This is a genomic window from Streptomyces sp. NBC_01808 (assembly GCF_035917395.1).
Taxonomy (GTDB): domain Bacteria; phylum Actinomycetota; class Actinomycetes; order Streptomycetales; family Streptomycetaceae; genus Streptomyces.
This window is the reverse complement of record NZ_CP109072.1, coordinates 2,847,599-2,867,997: the sequence shown is the minus strand read 5'-3', so window position 1 is coordinate 2,867,997 and position 20,399 is coordinate 2,847,599. Positions and strand designations below refer to the sequence as shown.

The following is a 20,399-nucleotide window of genomic DNA, read 5'->3' as shown; positions in this document are numbered from 1 at the left end:
AAAATGATTCCGCCTTCCGGAGGGTTTCCGGATACCGCCCAGTAGGTGCGACCATCGATCCGATCCGCAGCGGGGCGTGTCACGCCCCGTGGCTTCACCACACAAGAGGGAACACACGGCCATGGCAACGGCGCCAAGCGTCTCCTACTCGAACACGGTCCGGCTGGAGGTCCCCGCGGGGGGCAACGCCGTCAGCCAGCTCACCTCTGCCGTCGAGTCCTCCGGCGGCAGCGTCACCGGCCTCGACGTCACCGCCTCAGGACACGAGCGGCTGCGCATCGACGTCACCATCGCCGCGGCCTCGACCGACCACGCGCGCTCCATCGTGGAGAAGCTCCGCGGCATCGAGGGCGTCGTCGTCGGCAAGGTCTCCGACCGTACGTTCCTCATGCACCTCGGCGGCAAGATCGAGATGCAGTCCAAGCACCCGATCCGCAACCGCGACGACCTGTCGATGATCTACACCCCCGGCGTCGCCCGCGTCTGCATGCAGATCGCCGAGAACCCCGAGGACGCCCGCCGGCTGACCATCAAGCGCAACAGCGTCGCCGTCGTCACCGACGGCTCCGCCGTCCTGGGCCTGGGCAACATCGGGCCCAAGGCCGCGCTGCCGGTGATGGAGGGCAAGGCGGCGCTCTTCAAGCGGTTCGCGAGCATCGACGCCTGGCCGCTCTGCCTGGACACCCAGGACACCGACGCCATCGTGGAGATCGTCAAGGCCATCGCGCCCGGCTTCGCGGGCATCAACCTGGAGGACATCTCCGCGCCCCGCTGCTTCGAGATCGAGGCGCGGCTGCGCAAGGCGCTGGACATCCCGGTCTTCCACGACGACCAGCACGGCACCGCCATCGTCGTGCTCGCCGCGCTCACCAACGCGCTGCGGGTGGTCGGCAAGGAGCTGGCCGACGTGCGCGTGGTGATGTCCGGGGCCGGCGCCGCCGGGACGGCGATCCTCAAGCTGCTGATCGACGCCGGCGCCAAGCACGCCGTCGTCGCCGACATCAACGGCGTCGTCCACTCGGGCCGCGCCGACCTGGTGGACGCCCCGCCCGGCAGCGCGCTGCGCTGGATCGCGGAGAACACCAACCGCGACGGCCTCACCGGCACCCTCAAGGACGCCGTGCGCGGCGCGGACGTCTTCATCGGCGTCTCCGCCCCCGACGTCATCGACGGCGGCGACGTGGCCGCCATGGCGTCCGACGCGATCGTCTTCGCGCTGGCCAACCCCGACCCCGAGGTCGACCCGGCCGCCGCCCGCGAGCACGCCGCGGTCGTCGCCACCGGGCGCAGCGACTTCCCGAACCAGATCAACAACGTGCTCGTCTTCCCCGGCGTCTTCCGCGGCCTGCTCGACGCGCACTCGCGGACCGTCAACTCCGAGATGATGATCGCCGCGGCCCGCGCCATCGCCGACGTCGTCCAGGACGACGAGCTGAACCCGAACTACATCATCCCGAGCGTCTTCAACGACCGGGTGGCCCCCACGGTCGCCGACGCGGTCCGCGACGCCGCCCAGGCCGCGGGCGTGACGGCGCCGCCCACCACCGGGCCGTAACCGCCCCTGCACCCCGCGTGGGAACGGGCCGGGCCCCGGCGCGTCGGCTGGCTTTCGGGCCGCGCGTACGTCATAAGTGTGCGGATGGACGGGCTGCGGCGTACGACGCGCCAGGGCGCCGGATTGGCGTTTCCGCCGCAGGTGAGGGCAGGATGCGTAGTCGGGCGCGAGGCGCTGTCACGGGACCCGGTTACGGGGACTGTCAGCGGGTCCTGGCAGCATCGGCTTTGATCTCACGCCTCAATGGCAAGAAAACACGGGAGACAGATATGAACCGCAGTGAGCTGGTGGCCGCGATCGCAGAGCGCGCCGAGGTGACCCGCAAGGACGCCGACGCCGTGGTGGCCGCCCTCGCCGAGGTCGCCGGGGAGGTCGTCAGCAAGGGCGACGAGAGGATCACCATCCCCGGCTTCCTGACCTTCGAGCGCACCCACCGCAAGGAGCGCTCCGCCCGCAACCCGCAGACCGGCGAGCCGATCCAGATTCCCGCTGGCTACAGCGTGAAGGTCACGGCCGGCTCGAAGCTCAAGGAAGCGGCGAAGGGCAAGTAAGGCCCGCAGACCGAAGAAGGAGGGCGGCCGGACCCAGCGGGGGCGGCCGCCCTTCGCCTTCTCCACCCGCCCTCCTTCCGTACGCGGACGGGGGCGGGCGGCGCTCAGCCGGCCGCCGCGGCGGCGGCCGGGACGTCCGGCAGCTCCGCGCGGGCGCCGAGGTCCGCGAGCTTCTGCAGGAAGTTCTCGTAGCCGCGGTTGATCAGGTCGATGCCGTGCACCCGCGAGGTGCCCTGCGCCGCCAGCGCCGCGATGAGGTACGAGAAGCCGCCGCGCAGGTCCGGGATGACCAGGTCGGCGCCCTCCAGCTTGGTCGGCCCCGACACGACCGCGGAGTGCAGGAAGTTGCGCTGCCCGAAGCGGCAGGGGGTGCCGCCCAGGCACTCGCGGTAGAGCTGGATGTGCGCGCCCATCTGGTTGAGCGCGGAGGTGAAGCCGAGGCGGGACTCGTACACCGTCTCGTGCACGATCGACAGCCCCGAGGCCTGCGTGAGGGCGACGACCAGCGGCTGCTGCCAGTCGGTCTGGAAGCCGGGGTGGACGTCGGTCTCCAGCGCGATGGCGTTCAGCGGGCCGCCGGGGTGCCAGAAGCGGATGCCCTCGTCGCCGATGTCGAAGGCGCCGCCGACCTTCCGGAAGGTGTTGAGGAACGTCATCATCGAGCGCTGCAGCGCGCCGCGGACGAAGACGTCGCCCTCGGTCGCCAGCGCCGCGGACGCCCAGGAGGCGGCCTCCAGCCGGTCCGGCAGGGCGCGGTGGGTGTAGCCGCCGAGCTGGTCCACTCCGGTGATGCGGATGGTCCTGTCGGTGTCCATCGCGATGATCGCGCCCATCTTCTGCAGCACGCAGATGAGGTCCTCGATCTCCGGCTCGACGGCCGCGTTGGACAGCTCGGTGACGCCCTCGGCCAGCACGGCCGTCAGCAGCACCTGCTCGGTGGCCCCGACCGACGGGTAGGGCAGCCGGATCTTCGTGCCGCGCAGCCGCTGCGGCGCCTCCAGGTACTGCCCGTCGGCGCGCTTGTCGATCCGGGCGCCGAACTGGCGCAGCACGTCGAAGTGGAAGTCGATGGGCCGGCCGCCGATGTCGCAGCCGCCGAGGCCGGGGATGAAGGCGTGGCCGAGGCGGTGCAGCAGGGGGCCGCAGAAGAGGATCGGGATACGGGACGAGCCCGCGTGCGCGTCGATGTCGGCGACGTGCGCGCTCTCGACGTACGTCGGGTCGAGCACCAGCTCACCGGGCTCGTCGCCCGGACCCACGGTCACGCCGTGGAGCTGGAGCAGACCGCGCACCACCCGCACGTCGCGGATGTCCGGGACGTTGCGCAGCCGGCTGGGGGAACTGCCGAGCAGCGCGGCGACCATCGCCTTGGGCACGAGGTTCTTGGCCCCGCGGACGTGGATCTCGCCCCGGAGGGGCGTACCGCCGTGGACGAGGAGGACATCGGCGCTGTCAGGAGCTGTCATGAGGCTCGCGATCCTGGAGACGGACTGGGACAGACAGAAATGCTAATGCCCCGCCGACCCCCTTCCCCCGGGCCGGGGCAGGGCGGGGAACGTCATGAATTCGCTACAGATTCGGAGGGACGAAGCCGGGGAACTCTGCGTACGGCGCCCGGGCGCGCAGGGTGACGGGGCGGGCGTGGGGTTGCGCCTGACGGGTTCGGGGCCTGGTGGGTGGGGGAGTCCCCTCGGGTTGGCGCGGCTGTGTGCGAGGGCCCCGGGGGTTTGAGGGCGGAGCCTCGGGGTTGATGTGCGCCGCGTACGGCGGGCCCGGGCGCGCGGGCCGGCGAGCGCGAATCCGCGGCGCGGCTGGGGGGCCCGCTGGACAGGGGTCCGGGGGGGCGGAGCCCCCGTGGGTTCGCGCGGACGCGCGCGGCGGGGGTTGGGGGCGGAGCCCCCGGTTTCGGGAAGGGGCGGGATCGGGGACAACCCCCCGCCCCGTGCCCGCGGGCGGGGGCGTGAAGACCCCGGGGCCCGGTGGGGTGCGCGCCCCGTCCCGCGCCGGTGCGCACCCCCTGCGTCGCGAGAGGCGGCCGGGGCCGGCCCCCCGGGGCGTGCGTGCGCGCATTGCCGTATTCCTCGGCCGTCCGCTCCCCACGCGCCCGTAACTGCGGGATCATGTCCGCATGACGGAGGTGTCATCCCTCACGGGCCGGTTGCTGGTCGCGACGCCGGCCCTGACCGATCCGAACTTCACCCGGACCGTGGTGCTCCTGCTCGACCACGACGACGAGGGGTCGCTCGGCGTCGTGCTCAACCGGCCGACCCCCGTCGGCGTCGGCGACGTGCTCCAGGACTGGGCCGACCTGGCCGGCGATCCCGGCGTGGTCTTCCAGGGCGGCCCGGTCTCCCTCGACTCCGCGCTCGGCCTCGCGGTGGTCCCCGGCGACAAGGGCGGCGTGCCCGGTGGCGAGGGTCCGCTCGGCTGGCGCCGGGTGCACGGCGCCATCGGCCTGGTGGACCTGGACGCCCCGCCCGAGCTGCTCGCGGCGGAGCTGGGCACGCTGCGGATCTTCGCGGGGTACGCGGGGTGGGGCCCCGGGCAGTTGGAGGAGGAGCTGGACGACGGCGCGTGGTACGTCGTGGAGTCCGAGCCCGGCGACGTGTCCTCGCCCGCGCCGGAGGGCCTGTGGCGGGCGGTGCTGCGGCGGCAGCGCAGCGAGCTGGCGATGGTCGCGACATATCCGGACGACCCGAGCCTGAACTGATCCGCGGTGCCGTCGGTACCCTTGGCCACCATGAGCACTCCTCTCCCCGAGCCCGAACGCGGAACCGGCACCGGCACCCTCGTCGAACCGACGCCGGAGGTGTCGCACGGCGACGGCGACCACGAGCGCTTCGCCCACTACGTCCAGAAGGACAAGATCATGGCCAGCGCGCTCGACGGCACCCCCGTCGTGGCGCTGTGCGGCAAGGTGTGGGTCCCGGGGCGCGATCCGAAGAAGTACCCCGTCTGCCCCATGTGCAAGGAGATCTACGAGTCCATGGGCGCCGGCGGCGGCAAGGACGGCGGTAAGGACGGCGGCAAGAAGAAGTAGCGGCTCTCCGGCCGCGGCCCCCGGGTCCCAGGGTCCCCGGGCCGCGGCCGGAATGGTCTAGTCCAAATCGCCGTCCTGGGGCAGGATGAGGCCATGGATCTCATCCCCGCGCCCCGCAGCGCCGCCCGCACCAGCGACACCGCGACCTTCGTCCTGGGCCAGGGCACCGTCCTCGCCGCAGGCGAGGGGGCCGAAGGCGTCGCCCGGTGGCTGCGCGCCGAGCTCGGTGCGGCGACCGGGCTGCCGCTCGCCCCCGGAGACCCGGCCGCCGCGGACGCCGCCGACGACGCGGACGCCCCCGGCGTCATCCGCCTCGCCGTCGACCCCGCGCTCGCCCTCGCCGGCCGCCCCGCCGGCGCGGCCGGCGCCGAGGCGTACCGGCTGGAGGCCGGCCCCGGCGGCGTACGCCTCACCGGCGGCGGCCCCGCCGGGCTGTTCTGGGGCGCGCAGACCCTGCGCCAGCTCCTCGGCCCGCAGGCGTACCGCACCGCCCCCCTCGGCGAGCGCACCTGGGAGCTGCCGCACTGCCGCGTCGAGGACGCCCCGCGGTTCGGCTGGCGCGGCTTCATGCTCGACGTCTCCCGGCACTTCCTCACCAAGCGCGAGGTGCTGCGCCACCTCGACCTGATGGCCGCGCACAAGCTCAACGTGCTGCACTTCCACCTCACCGACGACCAGGGCTGGCGCATCGAGATCAAGCGCCACCCCAAGCTCACCGACGACGCGTCCTGGCGCCCGCGCACCAAGGTCGGCCACCGCGCCTCCGACATCTGGGACGAGCGTCCGCACGGCGGCTTCTACACCCAGGACGACCTCCGCGAGATCGTCGCGTACGCCGCCGCCCGGCACATCACCGTCGTCCCGGAGGTCGACATCCCCGGCCACTCGCAGGCCGCCATCCACGCCTACCCCTGGCTCGGCAACACCGACGTCGTCGACACCGCGGCGCTCGACGTGTGGGGCGACTGGGGCGTCTCGGAGAACGTCCTCGCGCCGACCGAGGAGGTGCTGCGCTTCTACGAGGGCGTCTTCGAGGAGGTGCTCGACATCTTCCCGTCGGCGTTCGTGCACGTCGGCGGCGACGAGTGCCCCAAGCACCAGTGGAAGTCCTCGCCGGCCGCCCAGGCCCGTATCCGCGAACTCGGCCTGGCCGACGAGGACGAGCTGCAGTCGTGGTTCATCCGGCACTTCGACCGCTGGCTCGCCGACCGCGGCCGCCGCCTCATCGGCTGGGACGAGATCCTCGAAGGCGGCCTGGCCGACGGCGCCACCGTCTCCTCCTGGCGCGGCTACGCCGGCGGCATCGCCGCCGCGCAGGCGGGACACGACGTCGTCATGTGCCCGGAGCAGCAGGTCTACCTCAACTACCGCGAATCGGGCGCCCCGGACGAGCCCGTGCCGATCGCCCAGGTGCGTACCCTGGAGGACTTCTACCGCTTCGAGCCCGTGCCGCCGCAGCTCGAAGGCGCGGCGGCGGAGCACGTCATCGGCACCCAGGCCAACGTCTGGAGCGAGGTGCTGGAGAGCCCGCAGCGCTTCGACTACCAGGTCTACCCGCGGCTCGCTGCCTTCGCCGAGGTCGCCTGGTCCGCCCTGCCGCCGTCCGCCGAGCGGGACTTCGCCGGCTTCGCGGCCCGCATGGAGGAGCACTACGCGCGCCTCGACGCCCTCGGCGTCGACTACCGCCCGCCCGGCGGCCCGCGGCCGTGGCAGCGGCGCCCGGGAGTGCTCGGACGCCCGATCGAAGGACCGCCCCCGATCGTGTGAGCCTCGACGGCCGTCCCGAAAGTAGTACAAGACTCCCCGAAGAGTGACAATCCCCTCGTGGTGTGGAGCAGGTCCCCATCCGGGCCCGCGAGTTGGGCGCCGAGCGGGGTACGCTCGTGTTCTTCCGCGCCGCCGGAGGCGGCCCCGGACCGTGACGGATGTGCCAGAGTTGCCACGTCCCGGCCGGGAGCCCGTACCGTACGGCGGAACGGCCGGAACTCCTGGGGGACACTGCGGAAGGGGCAGCCGGGTTGACCACTCATGCACCGCAGGCCGCACAGACGGTGGTGCTGCCGGACTCGCTCGACGAAGCGGTCGCGGCGCTCGTCGCCATGCCCGCCGCCGTGCCCGTCGCCGGCGGGACCGACCTCATGGCGGCCGTCAACGCGGGCCTGCTGCGCCCCTCCGCGCTCGTCGGCCTCGGCCGGATCAGCGAACTGCGCGGCTGGCACTACCAGGACGGCGCCGCCCTCCTGGGCAGCGGCCTGACCCACGCGCGCATCGGGCGGCCCGACTTCGCCGCGCTCATCCCCGCGCTCGCCGCCGCCGCGCGCGCCGCGGGCCCGCCGCAGGTGCGCAACGCGGGCACCCTCGGCGGCAACATCGCCTCCGCCGACCGCACCGGCGACGCGCTGCCGGTGCTGGCCGCGCTCGACGCCACCGTGGTGATCGCCGAACCTGCGGGCGGGCACCGCGAGATCCCGGTCAGCCACCTCCTCGCGGGCGTGGAGATGCTGCGCACCGGCGAGTTGATCGCGTTCGTACGGGCGCCGCTGCTGCACGCGCCGCAGGTGTTCCTCAAGGCCACCGGGCGTACGGGGCCGGGGCGCGCGGTCGCCTCGGTCGCGTTGGTGGTCGACCCGGCGCGCCGCTCGGTGCGGTGCGCCGTCGGCGCGGTGGCGCCCGCGCCGCTGCGGCCGATGGAGGCCGAGCAGTGGGTCGCGAGCCTGATGGACTGGGACGGCCACCGCGGGCTGCCCCCGGAGGCGCTGGCCGCCTTCGGCGAGTACGTCGCCGCCGCGTGCATCCCCGACCCGCCGCCGGGCGCGGAGGGCGAGGAGCCGCCGCGGCTGCCGGCGGCGGCGCTGCACCTGCGGCGTACGGTGTCGGCGCTGGCCCGCCGGGCACTGGGGAGGGCGCTGTCGTGAGCCGGGACCACGTGGACGACCAGCAGCCGCAGTACGGCACCGGGGGCTGGCAGCCGATGCCGCACGGTGCCGACGGCGACCCGGACGCCACGGCGTTCGTGCAGTTGCCGCCGGAGGCGTTCCCCGAGGCCGACGCGGGCGCGCCGCTGGCGGCGCCCGGGCACGGGTACGTGCCGCCGCCGATAGCGGTTCCGGCGACGGACCCGGGGCAGACGGGGCAGTTCCAGATCCCGGAGGGGCTGAGCGGGCAGACGGCCCAGGAGGCGCCGGAGACTTACGGGCACGGCGAGGCGTACGGGTACGGGCCGGAAGCGGCCGGGCCCGGCCCGCACGAGGGCCACGGCGGGGGCCACGGCGACCAGTACGGCGACCGCGGGGCCCGGCCCCGGCGGTCCGGGGCCGGGGGCTTCGGGCAGGCGGGCATGCGCGCGGTGGCGGAGAGCAGGCGCGCGGCGGCCGATGGGGGTCCCCCCGCCGGTGAGAGTGGGGGCACCCCCGCCAGTGAGGGCGTAGCCGGCGGGGGAGTAGCCGGCGGGGGAGTAGCCGGTGGGGGAGGGTACGCGCAGGACGCGCCGGGCGGCGGGCAGGGCGCGTACGGACTGCAGCAGGACACCGGCCCCGACGGCGGCGCACAGCGGTGGGCGGACCCGGCCTACCCCGCGGACCAGGACCCGGGTACGGGCACGTGGCCCGGCGCCGCCGCGCACGCGGACGCCGGCGAAGGACCGTACGGCGAGGTCCCCCCGGGCGCCGCGCAGCACCCCGCCGACCGCGAAGGGCCTCCCGCCGAGGGGCAGATCAGCGCCTGGCGCCCGGTGCCGCAGGACGGCGACACGTCGCCCGGCTGGGCGATCCCGACCGCGCCCGACGACCTGCCGGAGGACTCCGGCGAGTACGCGCTGCACGACCGCTCCGCGGGCGAAGGGCAGCCGGACGGCGACGCCCGGGAGCACGCGGCGCCGGAGGCGGACGTACCGCGGCCGCCGGAGACCGGCGAGACCGGTCCCGTAGCGGAACCGGCGCCGGAAGCCGCCCCGGCCGAGACCGGGCCGGAGCCCGCCCCCGCCACCGCCCTCGCGGCGGACGAACACCCCCTCGCCTCGTACGTGCTGCGCGTCAACGGGGCCGACCGCCCGGTGACCGGCGCGTGGATCGGCGAGTCCCTGCTCTACGTGCTGCGCGAGCGGCTGGGCCTCGCCGGCGCCAAGGACGGCTGCTCGCAGGGCGAGTGCGGCGCGTGCTCGGTGAAGGTCGACGGCCGCCTCGTGGCGGCGTGCCTGGTGCCGGCGGCGACGGCCGCGGGCGCCGAGATCCGCACCGTCGAGGGCCTGGCCGACCAGGGCGTGCACTCCGACGTGCAGCGCGCGCTGGCCGCGTCGGGCGCGGTGCAGTGCGGGTTCTGCGTGCCGGGCCTGGCGATGACGGTGCACGACCTGCTGGAGGGCAACCACTCGCCGAGCGACCTGGAGGCCCGCCAGGCGCTCAGCGGCAACCTGTGCCGCTGCACCGGCTACCGCGCCGTGCTCGACGCCGTCCAGGAGGTCATCGCGGGCCGCCGCGCCCCGGACACCGAGGACGACGACGCCGACGACGCCGACGACACCGAGCGCGCCCGCATCCCGCAGCAGGCGGGCCCGGGCGAAGGCGGCGCCCACCCCGCCCCCGACACGGTCCGCATGCCCCCGCCCCGCTCCCCGAACCCCCACGAGGGAGGCCCCCGGTGACCCCCTCCCCGGAGCACACGGCCACGACCCCCATCCCCCCGGGCGGCCCCGAGGCGCACGGGATCGGGGCCTCGCTCCCCGCCGCGGACCTCGTCGCCAAGACCGAGGGCACGTTCCCGTACGCCGCCGACCTGTGGGCCGAGGGCCTCCTCTGGGCCGCCCTGCACCGCTCCCCGCACGCGCACGCGCGCATCGTCTCCGTCGACACCTCCGCCGCCGAGACCATGCCCGGCGTCCGCGTCGTCGTCACCCACCGCGACCTGCCCGACGCCGCCGACCACGGCAGGGGCGTACGGGACCGGCCCGTCTTCGCGCACGACGTCGTACGGCACCACGGCGAGCCCGTCGCCGCCGTCGCCGCCGACCACCCCGACACCGCGCGGCTGGCCGCCGCCGCCATCGCCGTCGAGTACGAACTGCTCGACCCCGTGACCGACCCGCAGGCCGCCTTCGAGGCCGAGCCCCTGCACCCCGACGGCAACCTGGTCCGGCACATCCCGCTGCGCTACGGCGACCCGCAGGCCGCCGGCGAGGTCGTCGTCGAGGGCATGTACCGCATCGGCCGCCAGGACCCCGCGCCCATCGGCGCCGAGGCCGGTCTCGCCGTGCCGCGTCCCGACGGCGGCGTGGAGATCTACGCGGCCGCCACCGACCCCCACTCCGTACGCGACCAGGTGTCCGCCTGCCTGGGCCTCGCCGCGGACCGGGTCAAGGTCGTCGTCACCGGCGTCCCCGGCGCCACGGGCGACCGCGAGGACGGCTCCATGCAGTTGCCCCTCGGGCTGCTCGCGCTGCGCACCGGCTCGCCGGTGAAGCTCCTCGCCACCCGCGAGGAGTCGTTCCTCGGCCACGCCCACCGCCACCCCACCCTGCTGCGCTACCGGCACCACGCCGACGCCCGCGGCAAGCTCGTCAAGGTCGAGGCGCAGATCCTGATGGACGGTGGCGCCTACGCCGACACCTCGGCCGATGCGCTGGCCGCCGCGGTGGCGTTCTCCTGCGGCCCGTACGTCGTCCCGCACGCGTTCGTCGACGGCTGGGTGGTCCGTACGAACAACCCGCCCTCGGGCCACGTCCGCGGCGAGGGCGCCATGCAGGTCTGCGCGGCGTACGAGGGGCAGATGGACAAGCTCGCCGCCGCCCTCGGCATGGACCCCGCGGAGCTGCGCGCGCGCAACGTGATGGCCACGGGCGACCTGCTGCCCACCGGCCAGACCGTCACCTGCCCCGCACCCGTCGCCGAACTCCTCACCGCCGTACGCGAAGCGCCGCTGCCGCCCGACGAGGGGACGCTGCTGCCCGGCGGCCCCGAGGGCGCGGGCGAGCCGGGCATCGTGCGCCGGGGCGTGGGCTACGGGCTGGGCATGGTGCACATGCTGGGCGCCGAGGGCGCCGACGAGGTGGCCACCGCGACCGTCCGCGTCAGCGGCGGCGTCGCCACCGTCATCTGCGCGGCCGTGGAGACCGGCCAGGGCTTCGCCACCCTGGCCCGGCAGATCGTGCAGGAGATCCTCGGCGTCGACGAGGTGCACACCGCGCCCGTCGACACCGACCAGCCCGCGGCCGGGCCCGCCTGCCACGGGCGGCACACCTGGGTCTCGGGCGGCGCGGTGGAGCGGGCCGCGAAGATGGTCCGTACCCAACTCCTTCAGCCGCTGGCGCAGAAGTTCGGCATGTCCGCGGAGCTGCTGACGATCGCCGACGGCAAGATCACGTCGTACGACGGCGTGCTGTCGACGACGGTCGCGGAGGCGCTGGAGGGCAAGGAGCTGTGGGCCACGGCGCAGTGCCGCCCGCACCCGACGGAGCCGCTGGACGCCAACGGGCAGGGCGACGCGTTCGTGGGCATGGCGTTCTGCGCGGTGCGCGCGGTGGTGGACGTGGACGTGGAGCTGGGCGCGGTGCGGGTGGTGGAGATGGCCGTCGCGCAGGACGTCGGCAAGGTGCTCAACCCGCGGCAGCTCGCGACCCGGATCGAGGCCGGCGTCACGCAGGGCGTGGGCGCGGCGCTGATGGAGAACCTCCGTACGAACAAGGGCATCGTCCGCCACCCCGACCTCACCGGCTATCCGCTGCCCACGGCGCTCGACGCGCCCGACGTGCGGATCGTGAAGCTGATCGAGGAGCGGGACGTGGTGGCGCCGTTCGGCGCGAAGGCGGCGAGCGCGGTGCCGGTGGTCACGTCGCCTGCGGCGGTCGCGGCGGCGGTGCGGGCGGCGACGGGGCGGCCGGTGAGCCGGCTGCCGATCCGGCCGCAGTCGGCGGCGGTGCAGTAGCCGGGGTGCAGTAGGCCGGGGTGTGGCAGGCCGGGGTGCAGGAGGGGGCGAGGCAGTAGGGGCACCTTCGGGGGCGTTGTGCGCTCAATGCCCGTGATGTGAAGGATGAGGCGATACGGTCCGCGGGAAGAGCCGCGGCCGTACGCACCCGCACCCCCGCCCGTACTCCCGTCCCCGCCCGTACCGCCGAGACGTGCTCCTCCGGGGCCTCCCGCCCCGCCCCCGACGCCGACGCTGCGCAGGCAAGGAGCACGTATGAAGACCGCACCCCCCTCCACCCCCGTGACCTCCCAGGCCCCGCTCAGCTCCCAGGTCACCATGACCCTCGCCGCGCTCGCCGCCACGGCCGCGACCCCGCGGCCCTCGGGGGAGACGGTGGCGGAGCAGACCGCGCGGATCCGCCGGGGCATCGTGGCGCAGTTGCAGAGCTCCACGGTCGTCAGCGGCTGGGAACTGCTGTGGCTGGCCCTCAGCCCGGACAACGCCAACCTCGTCTACGTCGCCCTCAACACCGACGGCTCGAACCAGATCGCCGTCGTCGTCCGCGGCACCGTCGACAACCCGGCCGACATGCTCGAAGACCTCGGCGTCGGCACGCTGGTGACGTTCACACCGGCCGGGAGCGCGGCGCCGCTGGCGGTCTCGGCGGGCGCGATGGCGGCGTTCACGCAGGTCGCGACGGCGCGCGGCGCGGAGGGGCTGGCGGGGGACGTGACCGGCGCGGGGCCCGTCCCGCTGACGGCCACGGTCACGGAGGAACTCGCCGCCCTGCTGCAGAACCTCCCGCCTTCGCCCCAGCCCACCGTCTACGTCATCGGCCACAGCCTCGGCGGCTGCGTCGCCACCATGCTCGCCCCGTACCTCCAGGCGTGGAACTGGCCGGCGAACCCGCCGCAGCTCGCCCTCGTCACGTACGCCGCGCCGACCGCGGGCGGGCAGGGGTTCGCCGACTACGTCGACTCGCTGCCCTGGGCGCAGTACGAGCGCCACGTCAACGCGTACGACCTGATCCCGCTGGCCTGGTCGAACCTCAGGACGGCGCTGAACTGGTACCCGCCGCCGGGCCCTCCGGCGACCGACAAGGTGAAGGAACTGCTGCTGGCGATCGACGGGTTCAGGAAGGGCAACGTCTACGTCCAGCCCCGAGCGGACAACCCGATCACGGCGAACCCGCAGTACCACACGAACGACTCCGCGCTCACCGACAAGACCACCGCGGACTTCCTGGGCCAGGTTGCGTACCAGCACGCCAACGACACGTATCTCGCCCTGCTGGACGCCCCGGCGCTGGACGCAGGACCGGTGGTGACCGGCCTGAGCCCCACCACGGGGCAGGGCGGCACCCAGGTCGCGATCACGGGCACCGGCTTCGACACGAACACCGCCGTCGACTTCGGCACGGTGCCCTGCACTAACTTCACCGTCGACTCCGCCACCACCCTCACGGCCTACGCCCCCGAGGGCGCCGGCATCGCCCACGTCCGCGTCACCAACTTCCTCGGCACCTCCCCGGCCGCCCCGGCGGCCCGCTTCGCGTACGGCCCCTCCGCCCCGGTGGCGATCACCTCGGTCTCCCCGGCCCGCGGCCGGGTCGACACCAAGGTCACCGTCAACGGCACCGGCTTCACCCAGGACGCCAAGGTCCTCTTCCGCAACCACGCCTCCGCGCAGGTCGACCACGAGTCCTCCACGAGCCTCACGGCCAGGGCCCCCCGCCGCCTCCCCACGGACCCGGCGACGGTGGACATCATGATCGTCACCGACTCCGCCACGTCCCCGACGGGCCCGTACGACGAGTTCACCTACGGCGACTGACCGCTCGCGGCGCCCGGGGAGCCTTCCCCGCCACCGCACCCCGCGGCACGGCTAGGCCGGGAGGGAGAAGCCCTCGGGCGGCGAGCCTTCGGCGAACAGCATGCCCACCCGGATCTTGTCCCCGCGTATCTCCCGGGCACGCCGGTACTCGGGAGAGTCGTACCACTCCCGGATCCGGGCCATGTCGGGAAACTCGATGAGCAGGAACCGGAGGGAGTCCCAGGTGCCTTCGACGGGCTCGGGCGTGGGGCCCGCGACCAGGTAACGGCCGCCGTGGCTGAGGATGGACTGCTGGGCCACGGGGGCGTAGGCCCGGCCGGCCTCCTCATCGAGCACCTCGACGTTGACGACGACGTAAGCGGGCATGCGTTTCTCCGTCTCTTTGGACACGGCGTGTACTAATGTCACGGCGGAGACTATCGCACCCCTGTAACCTTTCCCGGGTGAGCATCGACAGGGGCGGATCCGTCCCGGCCGTGATGAGCCGCCGGGAGCGGCTGCGGGCCGAGACGACCCGGGAGATCAAGGCCATCGCGCTGCGGCAGATGACGGAAGGGGGGCCCGGAGCGATCTCCCTGCGCGGCATCGCCCGCGAGATGGGGATGACCGCTCGCGCGATCTACAGCTACTTCCCCACCCGGGACGACCTGATCACCGAGCTGATCAGCGGAATCGCCGCCTCGCTCGCGGAGGCGACGGAAACCGCCTGCAACGCCGTGCCCGAGACCGATCCCGGCGGCAGGCTGCTGGCCTGGGGCCAGGCCCTGAGAGAGTGGGCGCTGGCTCACCCGGAGAGCTTCCGGCTCTTCTACGGCCACCCCGTCCCCGGCTACCGGCCCCCTGAGGAAGGGCCGGTGGACCAGACGGCACGCCGCGTGTGCCGCGAGCTCACCCGCCTGGTGGCCGAGGCCTGGCCCCAGGCCCGGCACCGGCAGCCCGAGGAGACCTCCTGGTCCGACCTCCACCCGGACTACGTCGCGAAGATCCGGACGGATCTCCCGGACGTGCCACCCGCTGCGGCGGCCCTCGCGCTGCGTGTCTGGGGCCGGATGCACGGCCTGGTGGCTCTGGAGGTCGACGGCCACATCCACCCCGTCGCGGGCAATCCGGCCGCCCTGCACCGCGCCGAAATGCTCGACCTGGTCAGGTCGCTGGGCCTGGCCTAGACCCCGCCCACCCGGACGATCCGGGGCCCGGCCTATGCCTTCCGGGCAGCCGTCCCGACGAGTGCCGCGTCGGTGTGGCCGGCGAGATTGGTGCAGAGGACCTGGGGGCGTGCGGTGGTGCGCAGGTCCACCAGCGGCTGATCAGAAGGCGGAGGCCGTGGCGGGAATCGAACCCGCGTTACTCGCCTTGCAGGCGAGCCCCTCAGCCACTCGGGCACACGGCCTTGGTACTCCGTCGAGCGTAGGCGGGGGAGGGGCGGGGCTCAATGCGCAGCGGGGGGATGTCACACGGTGGCAACAGCGTGTGCATGCCGCCGACGTACGCGGGTGCGGCCCGGGCGGGGTGAGCGGGTGGCGTGAGCGGGCGGGGACTAGGACCAAGGGACCGGAGGGTTCGCGACCTCCGACAGGGGCTCTTGTCGGTGTGGGGACTTACGCTGCTGCTCATGGCCAGCCTCGAATCGCGCGACACCGACGTCGCTCCCGCCGGCGTTCCGCCCGCCCCCGAGGGCGTGCTGCGGCGGCCGTACCGGGCGCTCAGCATCGGGATCGTCACCGTCGTCCTGCTCATCGCGTTCGAGGCCACCGCCGTGGGCACCGCGATGCCCGTCGCCGCGCACGACCTGGACGGCATCGGGCTCTACGCCTACGCCTTCTCCGCCTTCTACACCACCGCGCTCTTCGCCATGGTCTTCTCCGGCCAGTGGTGCGACAGCAGCGGGCCGCTGCGGCCGCTGACCGCCGGGATCGGCACGTTCGCGGTCGGGCTGGTGATATCCGGGACCGCGCAGACGATGTGGGCGTTCGTCGCCGGGCGCGCGGTGCAGGGGCTCGGCGGCGGGCTGGTGATCGTCGCGCTGTACGTGACCGTGAGCCGGGCGTATCCGGAGCGGCTGCGGCCGTCGATCCTCGCCGCGTTCGCCGCGTCGTGGGTGGTGCCGTCGGTCGTGGGGCCGCTGGCGGCCGGGGGTGTCACGGAGCACCTGGGGTGGCGCTGGGTCTTCCTCGGCATACCGCCGCTGGTCGTCGTGCCGCTGGTCGTCGCCCTCCCCGCGATACGCCGCCGCGCCCGCGGCCCCGTCGATCCCGCCGCGCCGCCCGCCCTCGACCGGCGTCGTATCCGGCTCGCGCTGGCCATCGCGGCGGGCGGCGGGCTGCTGCAGTACGCGGGGCAGGACCTGCGCTGGCTCTCGCTGCTGCCGGCGCTGGCCGGGGCGGCGCTGCTGGTGCCGGCGGTGCGGGTGCTGCTGCCGCGGGGCACGTACGTCGCCGCGCGCGGGCTGCCGGCGGTGGTGCTGATGCGCGGCATCGCGGCGGGGTCGTTCGTCGCCGCGGAGAGCTTCGTGCCGCTGATGCTGGTCACCCAGCGCGGGCTGTCGGTGACCGGGGCCGGCATGTGCCTGGCGGTCGGCGGGGCGACCTGGGCGCTGGGCTCCTGGACACAGGCGCGGCCCCGGCTGGACCCGTACCGGACTCAGCTCGTCCGTATCGGCATGCTGCTGGCGGCCACGGCGATCGCGACGGCGCCGCTGGTGCTGGTGGAGTCGCTGCCGGTGTGGATCGTCCCCGTCGAGTGGGCCTTCGGGTGCTACGGGATGGGGATGGTCATCTCCGGTACGAGCGTGCTGCTCCTGAAGCTCTCCGCCCCCGAGGAGGCCGGCACCAACTCGGCCGCCCTCCAGCTCTCCGACTCCCTCGCCAACGTCGTCCTCCTGGCCGTCGCCGGCGTCGTCTTCGCCGCCCTCGGCGGCGCGGCCGTCGGCCACGGCGCCCTGGGCGCCGGCGGCGACGCCCAGCCGGGCGCGTTCGTGGCGGTGCTGCTGCCGATGGCGGGGGTGGCCCTGGTCGGCGCGGCGGTGGCGGGGAGACTGCGTACGACGCCGGGGCCGCATCCGGTACCGCATTGATACGCGTCGCGGTACCATTGTGGTATGGCCATGAACCTGAGGCTGCCGGACGACCTCCAGGAGGCGCTGAAAGAGCGCGCCGACGAGGAGGGCCGGAGCATGCACGCCATAGTGCTGATGGCGGTCGAGCGGTATCTGACCGAGGAGGCCGACCGGGCCACGGTCCGCAAGCTGGGGGCGAAGTACGCCACGAACCATGCGGATCTGCTCCGGAGGCTGGGGGAGTAGCGCGTGAAGTACCTGACGGTCCAGGAAGCCCTGGACCTGGCGGAACTTGCCTGCGCCGGACAGCGGGTGGCGGTACGGGATCTGGGGCTGCTCACGTCGGCGCTGGGCCGGCCGCAGTCGCAGATGTTCGGCATCGAGGCGTATCCCGACCTGGTCGAGAAGGCCGCGGCGCTGCTGCAGTCCCTCACGACCAACCACCCGCTCGTCGACGGCAACAAGCGCATGGCCTGGATGTGCACGGTCGTCTTCCTCGACATCAACGGGGTGGAGATGCTGGACATCGACCAGGACCGGGCCTTCGACCTCGTCATCGACATTGCGACCGGCAAGACCGAGGACGCCGCCGTGATCGCGGCGGAGCTCCGGGCCCTGCGCCGGGGCGAGTTGGGCGAAACGGGCAGTACGCGACCCGGGTTCGTGTGAGGCTCCTCTCGTCCGGCGCGCCGCGGGTGGCGCGTGGGGCGGCGGTAGGCTGACGCGGTCGGCGACGAGCGGCCGCCAGAAACGACCGACCCGACCCCACCCGGAGACCGTGAGCACCACCTCTCATCACCTCTCACCGGCCTTCCCCGGCCGTGCCCCCTGGGGCACCGCCGGCAAGCTGCGTGCCTGGCAGGAAGCGGCCATGGACCGCTATCTGCAGACCCAGCCGCGCGACTTCCTCGCCGTCGCCACCCCCGGCGCCGGCAAGACGACCTTCGCGCTCACCCTCGCCTCCTGGCTGCTGCACCACCACGTCGTGCAGCAGATCACCGTCGTCGCGCCCACCGAGCACCTCAAGACCCAGTGGGCCGAGGCCGCCGCCCGTATCGGCATCCGCCTCGACCCCGAGTACAGCGCGGGGCCGGTCGGCAAGAGTTACCAGGGCGTCGCCGTCACCTACGCCGGCGTCGGCGTACGGCCCATGCTGCACCGCAACCGCTGCGAGCAGCGCAAGACGCTCGTCATCCTCGACGAGATCCACCACGCCGGCGACTCCCGCTCCTGGGGCGAGGCGTGCCTGGAGGCGTTCGAGCCCGCGACCCGGCGGCTCGCGCTTACCGGCACCCCGTTCCGCTCGGACACCAACCCCATCCCCTTCGTCGTCTACGAAGAGGGCAACGACGGCATCCGCCGCTCCTCCGCCGACTACACCTACGGCTACGGCAACGCCCTCGGCGACGGCGTCGTCCGCCCCGTCATCTTCCTCTCGTACAGCGGCAACATGCGCTGGCGCACCAAGGCGGGCGACGAGGTCGCCGCGCGTCTCGGCGAGCCGATGACCAAGGACGCCACCGCCCAGGCGTGGCGCACCGCCCTCGACCCGCGCGGCGACTGGATGCCCAACGTCCTCAGCGCCGCCGACCGCCGCCTCACCGAGATCCGCCGCGGCATCCCCGACGCCGGCGGCCTCGTCATCGCCGCCGACCAGGACTCCGCCCGCTCCTACGCCAAGTTGATCAAGGAGATCACCGGCCACCGCGCCACCGTCGTGCTCTCCGACGACGCGGGCGCGTCGAAGCGCATCGACGAGTTCACGGACTCCGGGGACCGCTGGATGGTCGCGGTGCGGATGGTGTCGGAGGGCGTGGACGTGCCGCGGCTCGCGGTCGGGGTGTACGCCACGACGATCTCGACGCCGCTGTTCTTCGCTCAGGCGGTGGGCCGGTTCGTACGGTCGCGCAGGCGCGGCGAGACCGCGTCCGTGTTCCTGCCGACGATCCCCGCGCTGCTCGGCTTCGCGCACGAGATGGAGGTCGAGCGCGACCACGTCCTCGACAAGCCGAAGCCGGACGGCGAGGAGGACCCGTACGCCGAGAGCGAGAAGGAGCTCGCGGAGGCGGAGAAGCAGCAGGACGAAGACACCGGCGACCAGGACGAACTGCCCTTCGAGGCACTGGAGTCGGACGCGGTCTTCGACCGGGTCGTCTACGAGGGCGCCGAGTTCGGCATGCAGGCCCACCCCGGCAGCGAGGAGGAGCAGGACTACCTCGGCATCCCCGGGCTGCTGGAGCCGGACCAGGTGCAACTGCTGCTGCAGAAGCGGCAGGCGCGCCAGATCGCGCACAGCAGGAAGAAGCCGGCGGAGGACGCGGACCTGCTGGAACTTCCCGCCGACCGGCGTCCCGTGGTCACGCACCGCGAGCTGATGGAGCTGCGCAAGGAGCTGAACTCCCTGGTCGGCGCGTACGTCCACCAGAGCGGCAAGCCGCACGGGGTGATCCACACGGAGCTGCGCCGCGTCTGCGGCGGCCCGCCGAGCGCGGAGGCGACGCCGGGGCAGATCCGGCAGCGGATAGCCAAGGTGCGGGAGTGGGCTACCCGGATGAAGTGAGCACGGGGCGGGACGGGGCAGGGCGGGAGTCAGTCGCGGAGCCGGGTCAGTTCCGCCCCGGTGCGGTACAGCTCCACGAGCAGCGGGCGCAGCGCCCGTCCGGCGGGGGTGAGGGTGTAGCGCGTACGGACGGGAAAGCCCGGGAACCGCTCCTGTAGGACGAGCCCGCGGTCCCGCAGCGCGGCCAGCCGCTCGGTGAGCACCTTCGGGCTGATCTGCGGCAGCCCGGCGCGCAGGGCGCCGAAGGAGTGCGGGCCGCCCATCAGTTCGCGCAGCACCAGCGTCGTCCAGCGGCCGGCGACTGCGTCGAGCGCGATCTCCACCGGGCAGTCCGGCTCGGGCCGGCATGTGCGTCCGGCGGGGGTCGGGGCCAGTTCTTCGTCCCAGGTCTCCTCGTCCCGCGTCTCGCGGTCCGCACCGTCGGTTTCCGTTTGGTGAGCCACGCCGCGGTCGGCTTGGCTGCGTCCATGACCACTCACCCGCGCCCCGGCCACGCCGGCTCCCTCCGCCCGTACGAGGCCGAGCAGCTCCCGTACGCCTTCGCCGCCGCGTTCAACTCCGGCAGCCCGGACACCCTCTCCCGGATCTACGCCGACGGCGCCGTCTTCGTTCCCCGCCCCGGCACGTGCGTCTCCGGGAGGGAGCTGGTGGCGGCCAGCACCGCATTCCAGGCGCTGGGCGTGCCCATCCGGGTCGAGCCGCGGCATGTGTACGCCACCGGGGACACCGCGCTGCTCGTCGTCGACTGGGTCCTCGAAGGGGAGGGGCGGGACCGGGCGCGGGTTCACGTCGAGGGCACCGCCACCGACGTCGCCCGCAGGGGAGCGGACGGGGTGTGGCGGTACGTGATCGACAACCCCTTCGGTACGGCGGCCGCGGCGTGACGGACCCGCCGGGCTAGGCTGCGC

The 20,399-nt window shown here is 73.9% G+C and carries 18 protein-coding genes and 1 tRNA gene; 15 read left to right on the top strand and 4 right to left on the bottom strand.

The features are described 5' to 3' along the window. Nucleotides 1-121: 121 nt before the first annotated feature. Both OG946_RS12215 and OG946_RS12210 read left to right on the top strand, forming a co-directional pair. Nucleotides 122-1,555, top strand: a complete 1,434-nt coding sequence (locus tag OG946_RS12215) for an NAD-dependent malic enzyme (protein WP_326796145.1) — start codon at nt 122-124, stop codon at nt 1,553-1,555. A gap of 269 nt (nt 1,556-1,824) precedes the next feature. Then, the gene (locus OG946_RS12210) at nt 1,825-2,106 is read left to right on the top strand and encodes an HU family DNA-binding protein (RefSeq protein ID WP_027773875.1); all 282 of its coding nucleotides are present in this window, start codon (nt 1,825-1,827) and stop codon (nt 2,104-2,106) included. Nucleotides 2,107-2,210: 104 nt separating this feature from the next. Here the strand turns inward: OG946_RS12210 and murA are convergent, their stop codons facing one another. After that, a complete protein-coding gene (gene murA / locus OG946_RS12205) occupies nt 2,211-3,572 on the bottom strand; it encodes a UDP-N-acetylglucosamine 1-carboxyvinyltransferase (protein ID WP_326796144.1) in 1,362 nt (453 codons plus the stop codon). Nucleotides 3,573-4,234: 662 nt separating this feature from the next. On the opposite strand from murA, the gene OG946_RS12200 reads away from it, so the two are divergent. From OG946_RS12200 to OG946_RS12170, 7 genes are all read left to right on the top strand, one after another. Continuing rightward, entirely contained in the window at nt 4,235-4,816 is a 582-nt protein-coding gene (locus OG946_RS12200) for a YqgE/AlgH family protein (RefSeq protein ID WP_326796143.1), read from the top strand. 30 nt (nt 4,817-4,846) lie between these two features. Next, nucleotides 4,847-5,146 carry a DUF3039 domain-containing protein gene (locus tag OG946_RS12195; RefSeq protein ID WP_018843843.1) on the top strand — a complete coding sequence of 100 codons (300 nt, stop codon included), beginning with the start codon at nt 4,847-4,849 and terminating at the stop codon, nt 5,144-5,146. Nucleotides 5,147-5,239: 93 nt separating this feature from the next. Next, nucleotides 5,240-6,913, top strand: a complete 1,674-nt coding sequence (locus OG946_RS12190; RefSeq protein ID WP_326796142.1) for a beta-N-acetylhexosaminidase — start codon at nt 5,240-5,242, stop codon at nt 6,911-6,913. A gap of 251 nt (nt 6,914-7,164) precedes the next feature. Next, complete coding sequence (locus tag OG946_RS12185; protein WP_326796141.1) at nt 7,165-8,061, top strand: FAD binding domain-containing protein; 897 nt, start codon at nt 7,165-7,167, stop codon at nt 8,059-8,061. Beyond that, nucleotides 8,058-9,785 (top strand): 2Fe-2S iron-sulfur cluster-binding protein, encoded by a 1,728-nt coding sequence (locus OG946_RS12180; protein ID WP_326796140.1) that lies wholly within the window; start codon nt 8,058-8,060, stop codon nt 9,783-9,785. The genes OG946_RS12185 and OG946_RS12180 overlap by 4 nt, the downstream gene beginning before the upstream one ends. Further along, on the top strand, nt 9,782-12,061 hold the full coding sequence (locus tag OG946_RS12175; RefSeq protein WP_442814328.1) for a xanthine dehydrogenase family protein molybdopterin-binding subunit: 2,280 nt from the start codon (nt 9,782-9,784) through the stop codon (nt 12,059-12,061). Before OG946_RS12180 ends, OG946_RS12175 begins: the two co-directional genes overlap by 4 nt. 255 nt (nt 12,062-12,316) lie before the next feature. Next, complete coding sequence (locus tag OG946_RS12170) at nt 12,317-13,876, top strand: IPT/TIG domain-containing protein (RefSeq protein ID WP_326796139.1); 1,560 nt, start codon at nt 12,317-12,319, stop codon at nt 13,874-13,876. Nucleotides 13,877-13,927: 51 nt separating this feature from the next. On the opposite strand, the gene OG946_RS12165 is transcribed toward OG946_RS12170, so the two are convergent. Next, complete coding sequence (locus tag OG946_RS12165; protein ID WP_326796138.1) at nt 13,928-14,242, bottom strand: DUF1330 domain-containing protein; 315 nt, start codon at nt 14,240-14,242, stop codon at nt 13,928-13,930. Nucleotides 14,243-14,319: 77 nt separating this feature from the next. On the opposite strand from OG946_RS12165, the gene OG946_RS12160 reads away from it, so the two are divergent. Beyond that, nucleotides 14,320-15,042 (top strand): TetR/AcrR family transcriptional regulator, encoded by a 723-nt coding sequence (locus OG946_RS12160; protein ID WP_326796137.1) that lies wholly within the window; start codon nt 14,320-14,322, stop codon nt 15,040-15,042. 152 nt (nt 15,043-15,194) lie between these two features. Here OG946_RS12160 and OG946_RS12155 read toward each other — a convergent pair. Further along, nucleotides 15,195-15,266 (bottom strand) — tRNA-Cys (locus OG946_RS12155). A 222-nt stretch (nt 15,267-15,488) separates the two neighbouring features. On the opposite strand from OG946_RS12155, the gene OG946_RS12150 reads away from it, so the two are divergent. The 4 genes from OG946_RS12150 (at nt 15,489) to OG946_RS12135 (ending at nt 19,491) form a co-directional block, all read left to right on the top strand. Then, nucleotides 15,489-16,949 (top strand): MFS transporter, encoded by a 1,461-nt coding sequence (locus OG946_RS12150; protein ID WP_326796136.1) that lies wholly within the window; start codon nt 15,489-15,491, stop codon nt 16,947-16,949. Nucleotides 16,950-16,973: 24 nt separating this feature from the next. Continuing rightward, on the top strand, nt 16,974-17,177 hold the full coding sequence (locus OG946_RS12145) for a ribbon-helix-helix domain-containing protein (RefSeq protein ID WP_442814327.1): 204 nt from the start codon (nt 16,974-16,976) through the stop codon (nt 17,175-17,177). A 3-nt stretch (nt 17,178-17,180) separates the two neighbouring features. Further along, nucleotides 17,181-17,600 (top strand): type II toxin-antitoxin system death-on-curing family toxin, encoded by a 420-nt coding sequence (locus tag OG946_RS12140; protein WP_326796135.1) that lies wholly within the window; start codon nt 17,181-17,183, stop codon nt 17,598-17,600. A 109-nt stretch (nt 17,601-17,709) separates the two neighbouring features. Continuing rightward, nucleotides 17,710-19,491: a DEAD/DEAH box helicase gene (locus OG946_RS12135; protein WP_326796134.1), complete on the top strand. Its 1,782-nt coding sequence runs from the start codon at nt 17,710-17,712 to the stop codon at nt 19,489-19,491. Nucleotides 19,492-19,520: 29 nt separating this feature from the next. On the opposite strand, the gene OG946_RS12130 is transcribed toward OG946_RS12135, so the two are convergent. Then, nucleotides 19,521-19,934, bottom strand: coding sequence for a winged helix-turn-helix transcriptional regulator (locus OG946_RS12130; protein WP_326796133.1), 414 nt, complete (start codon nt 19,932-19,934; stop codon nt 19,521-19,523). Nucleotides 19,935-19,958: 24 nt separating this feature from the next. Between OG946_RS12130 and OG946_RS12125 the strand changes: the two genes are divergently transcribed. Then, a complete protein-coding gene (locus OG946_RS12125) occupies nt 19,959-20,375 on the top strand; it encodes a YybH family protein (RefSeq protein WP_326796132.1) in 417 nt (138 codons plus the stop codon). Nucleotides 20,376-20,399 lie beyond the last annotated feature (24 nt).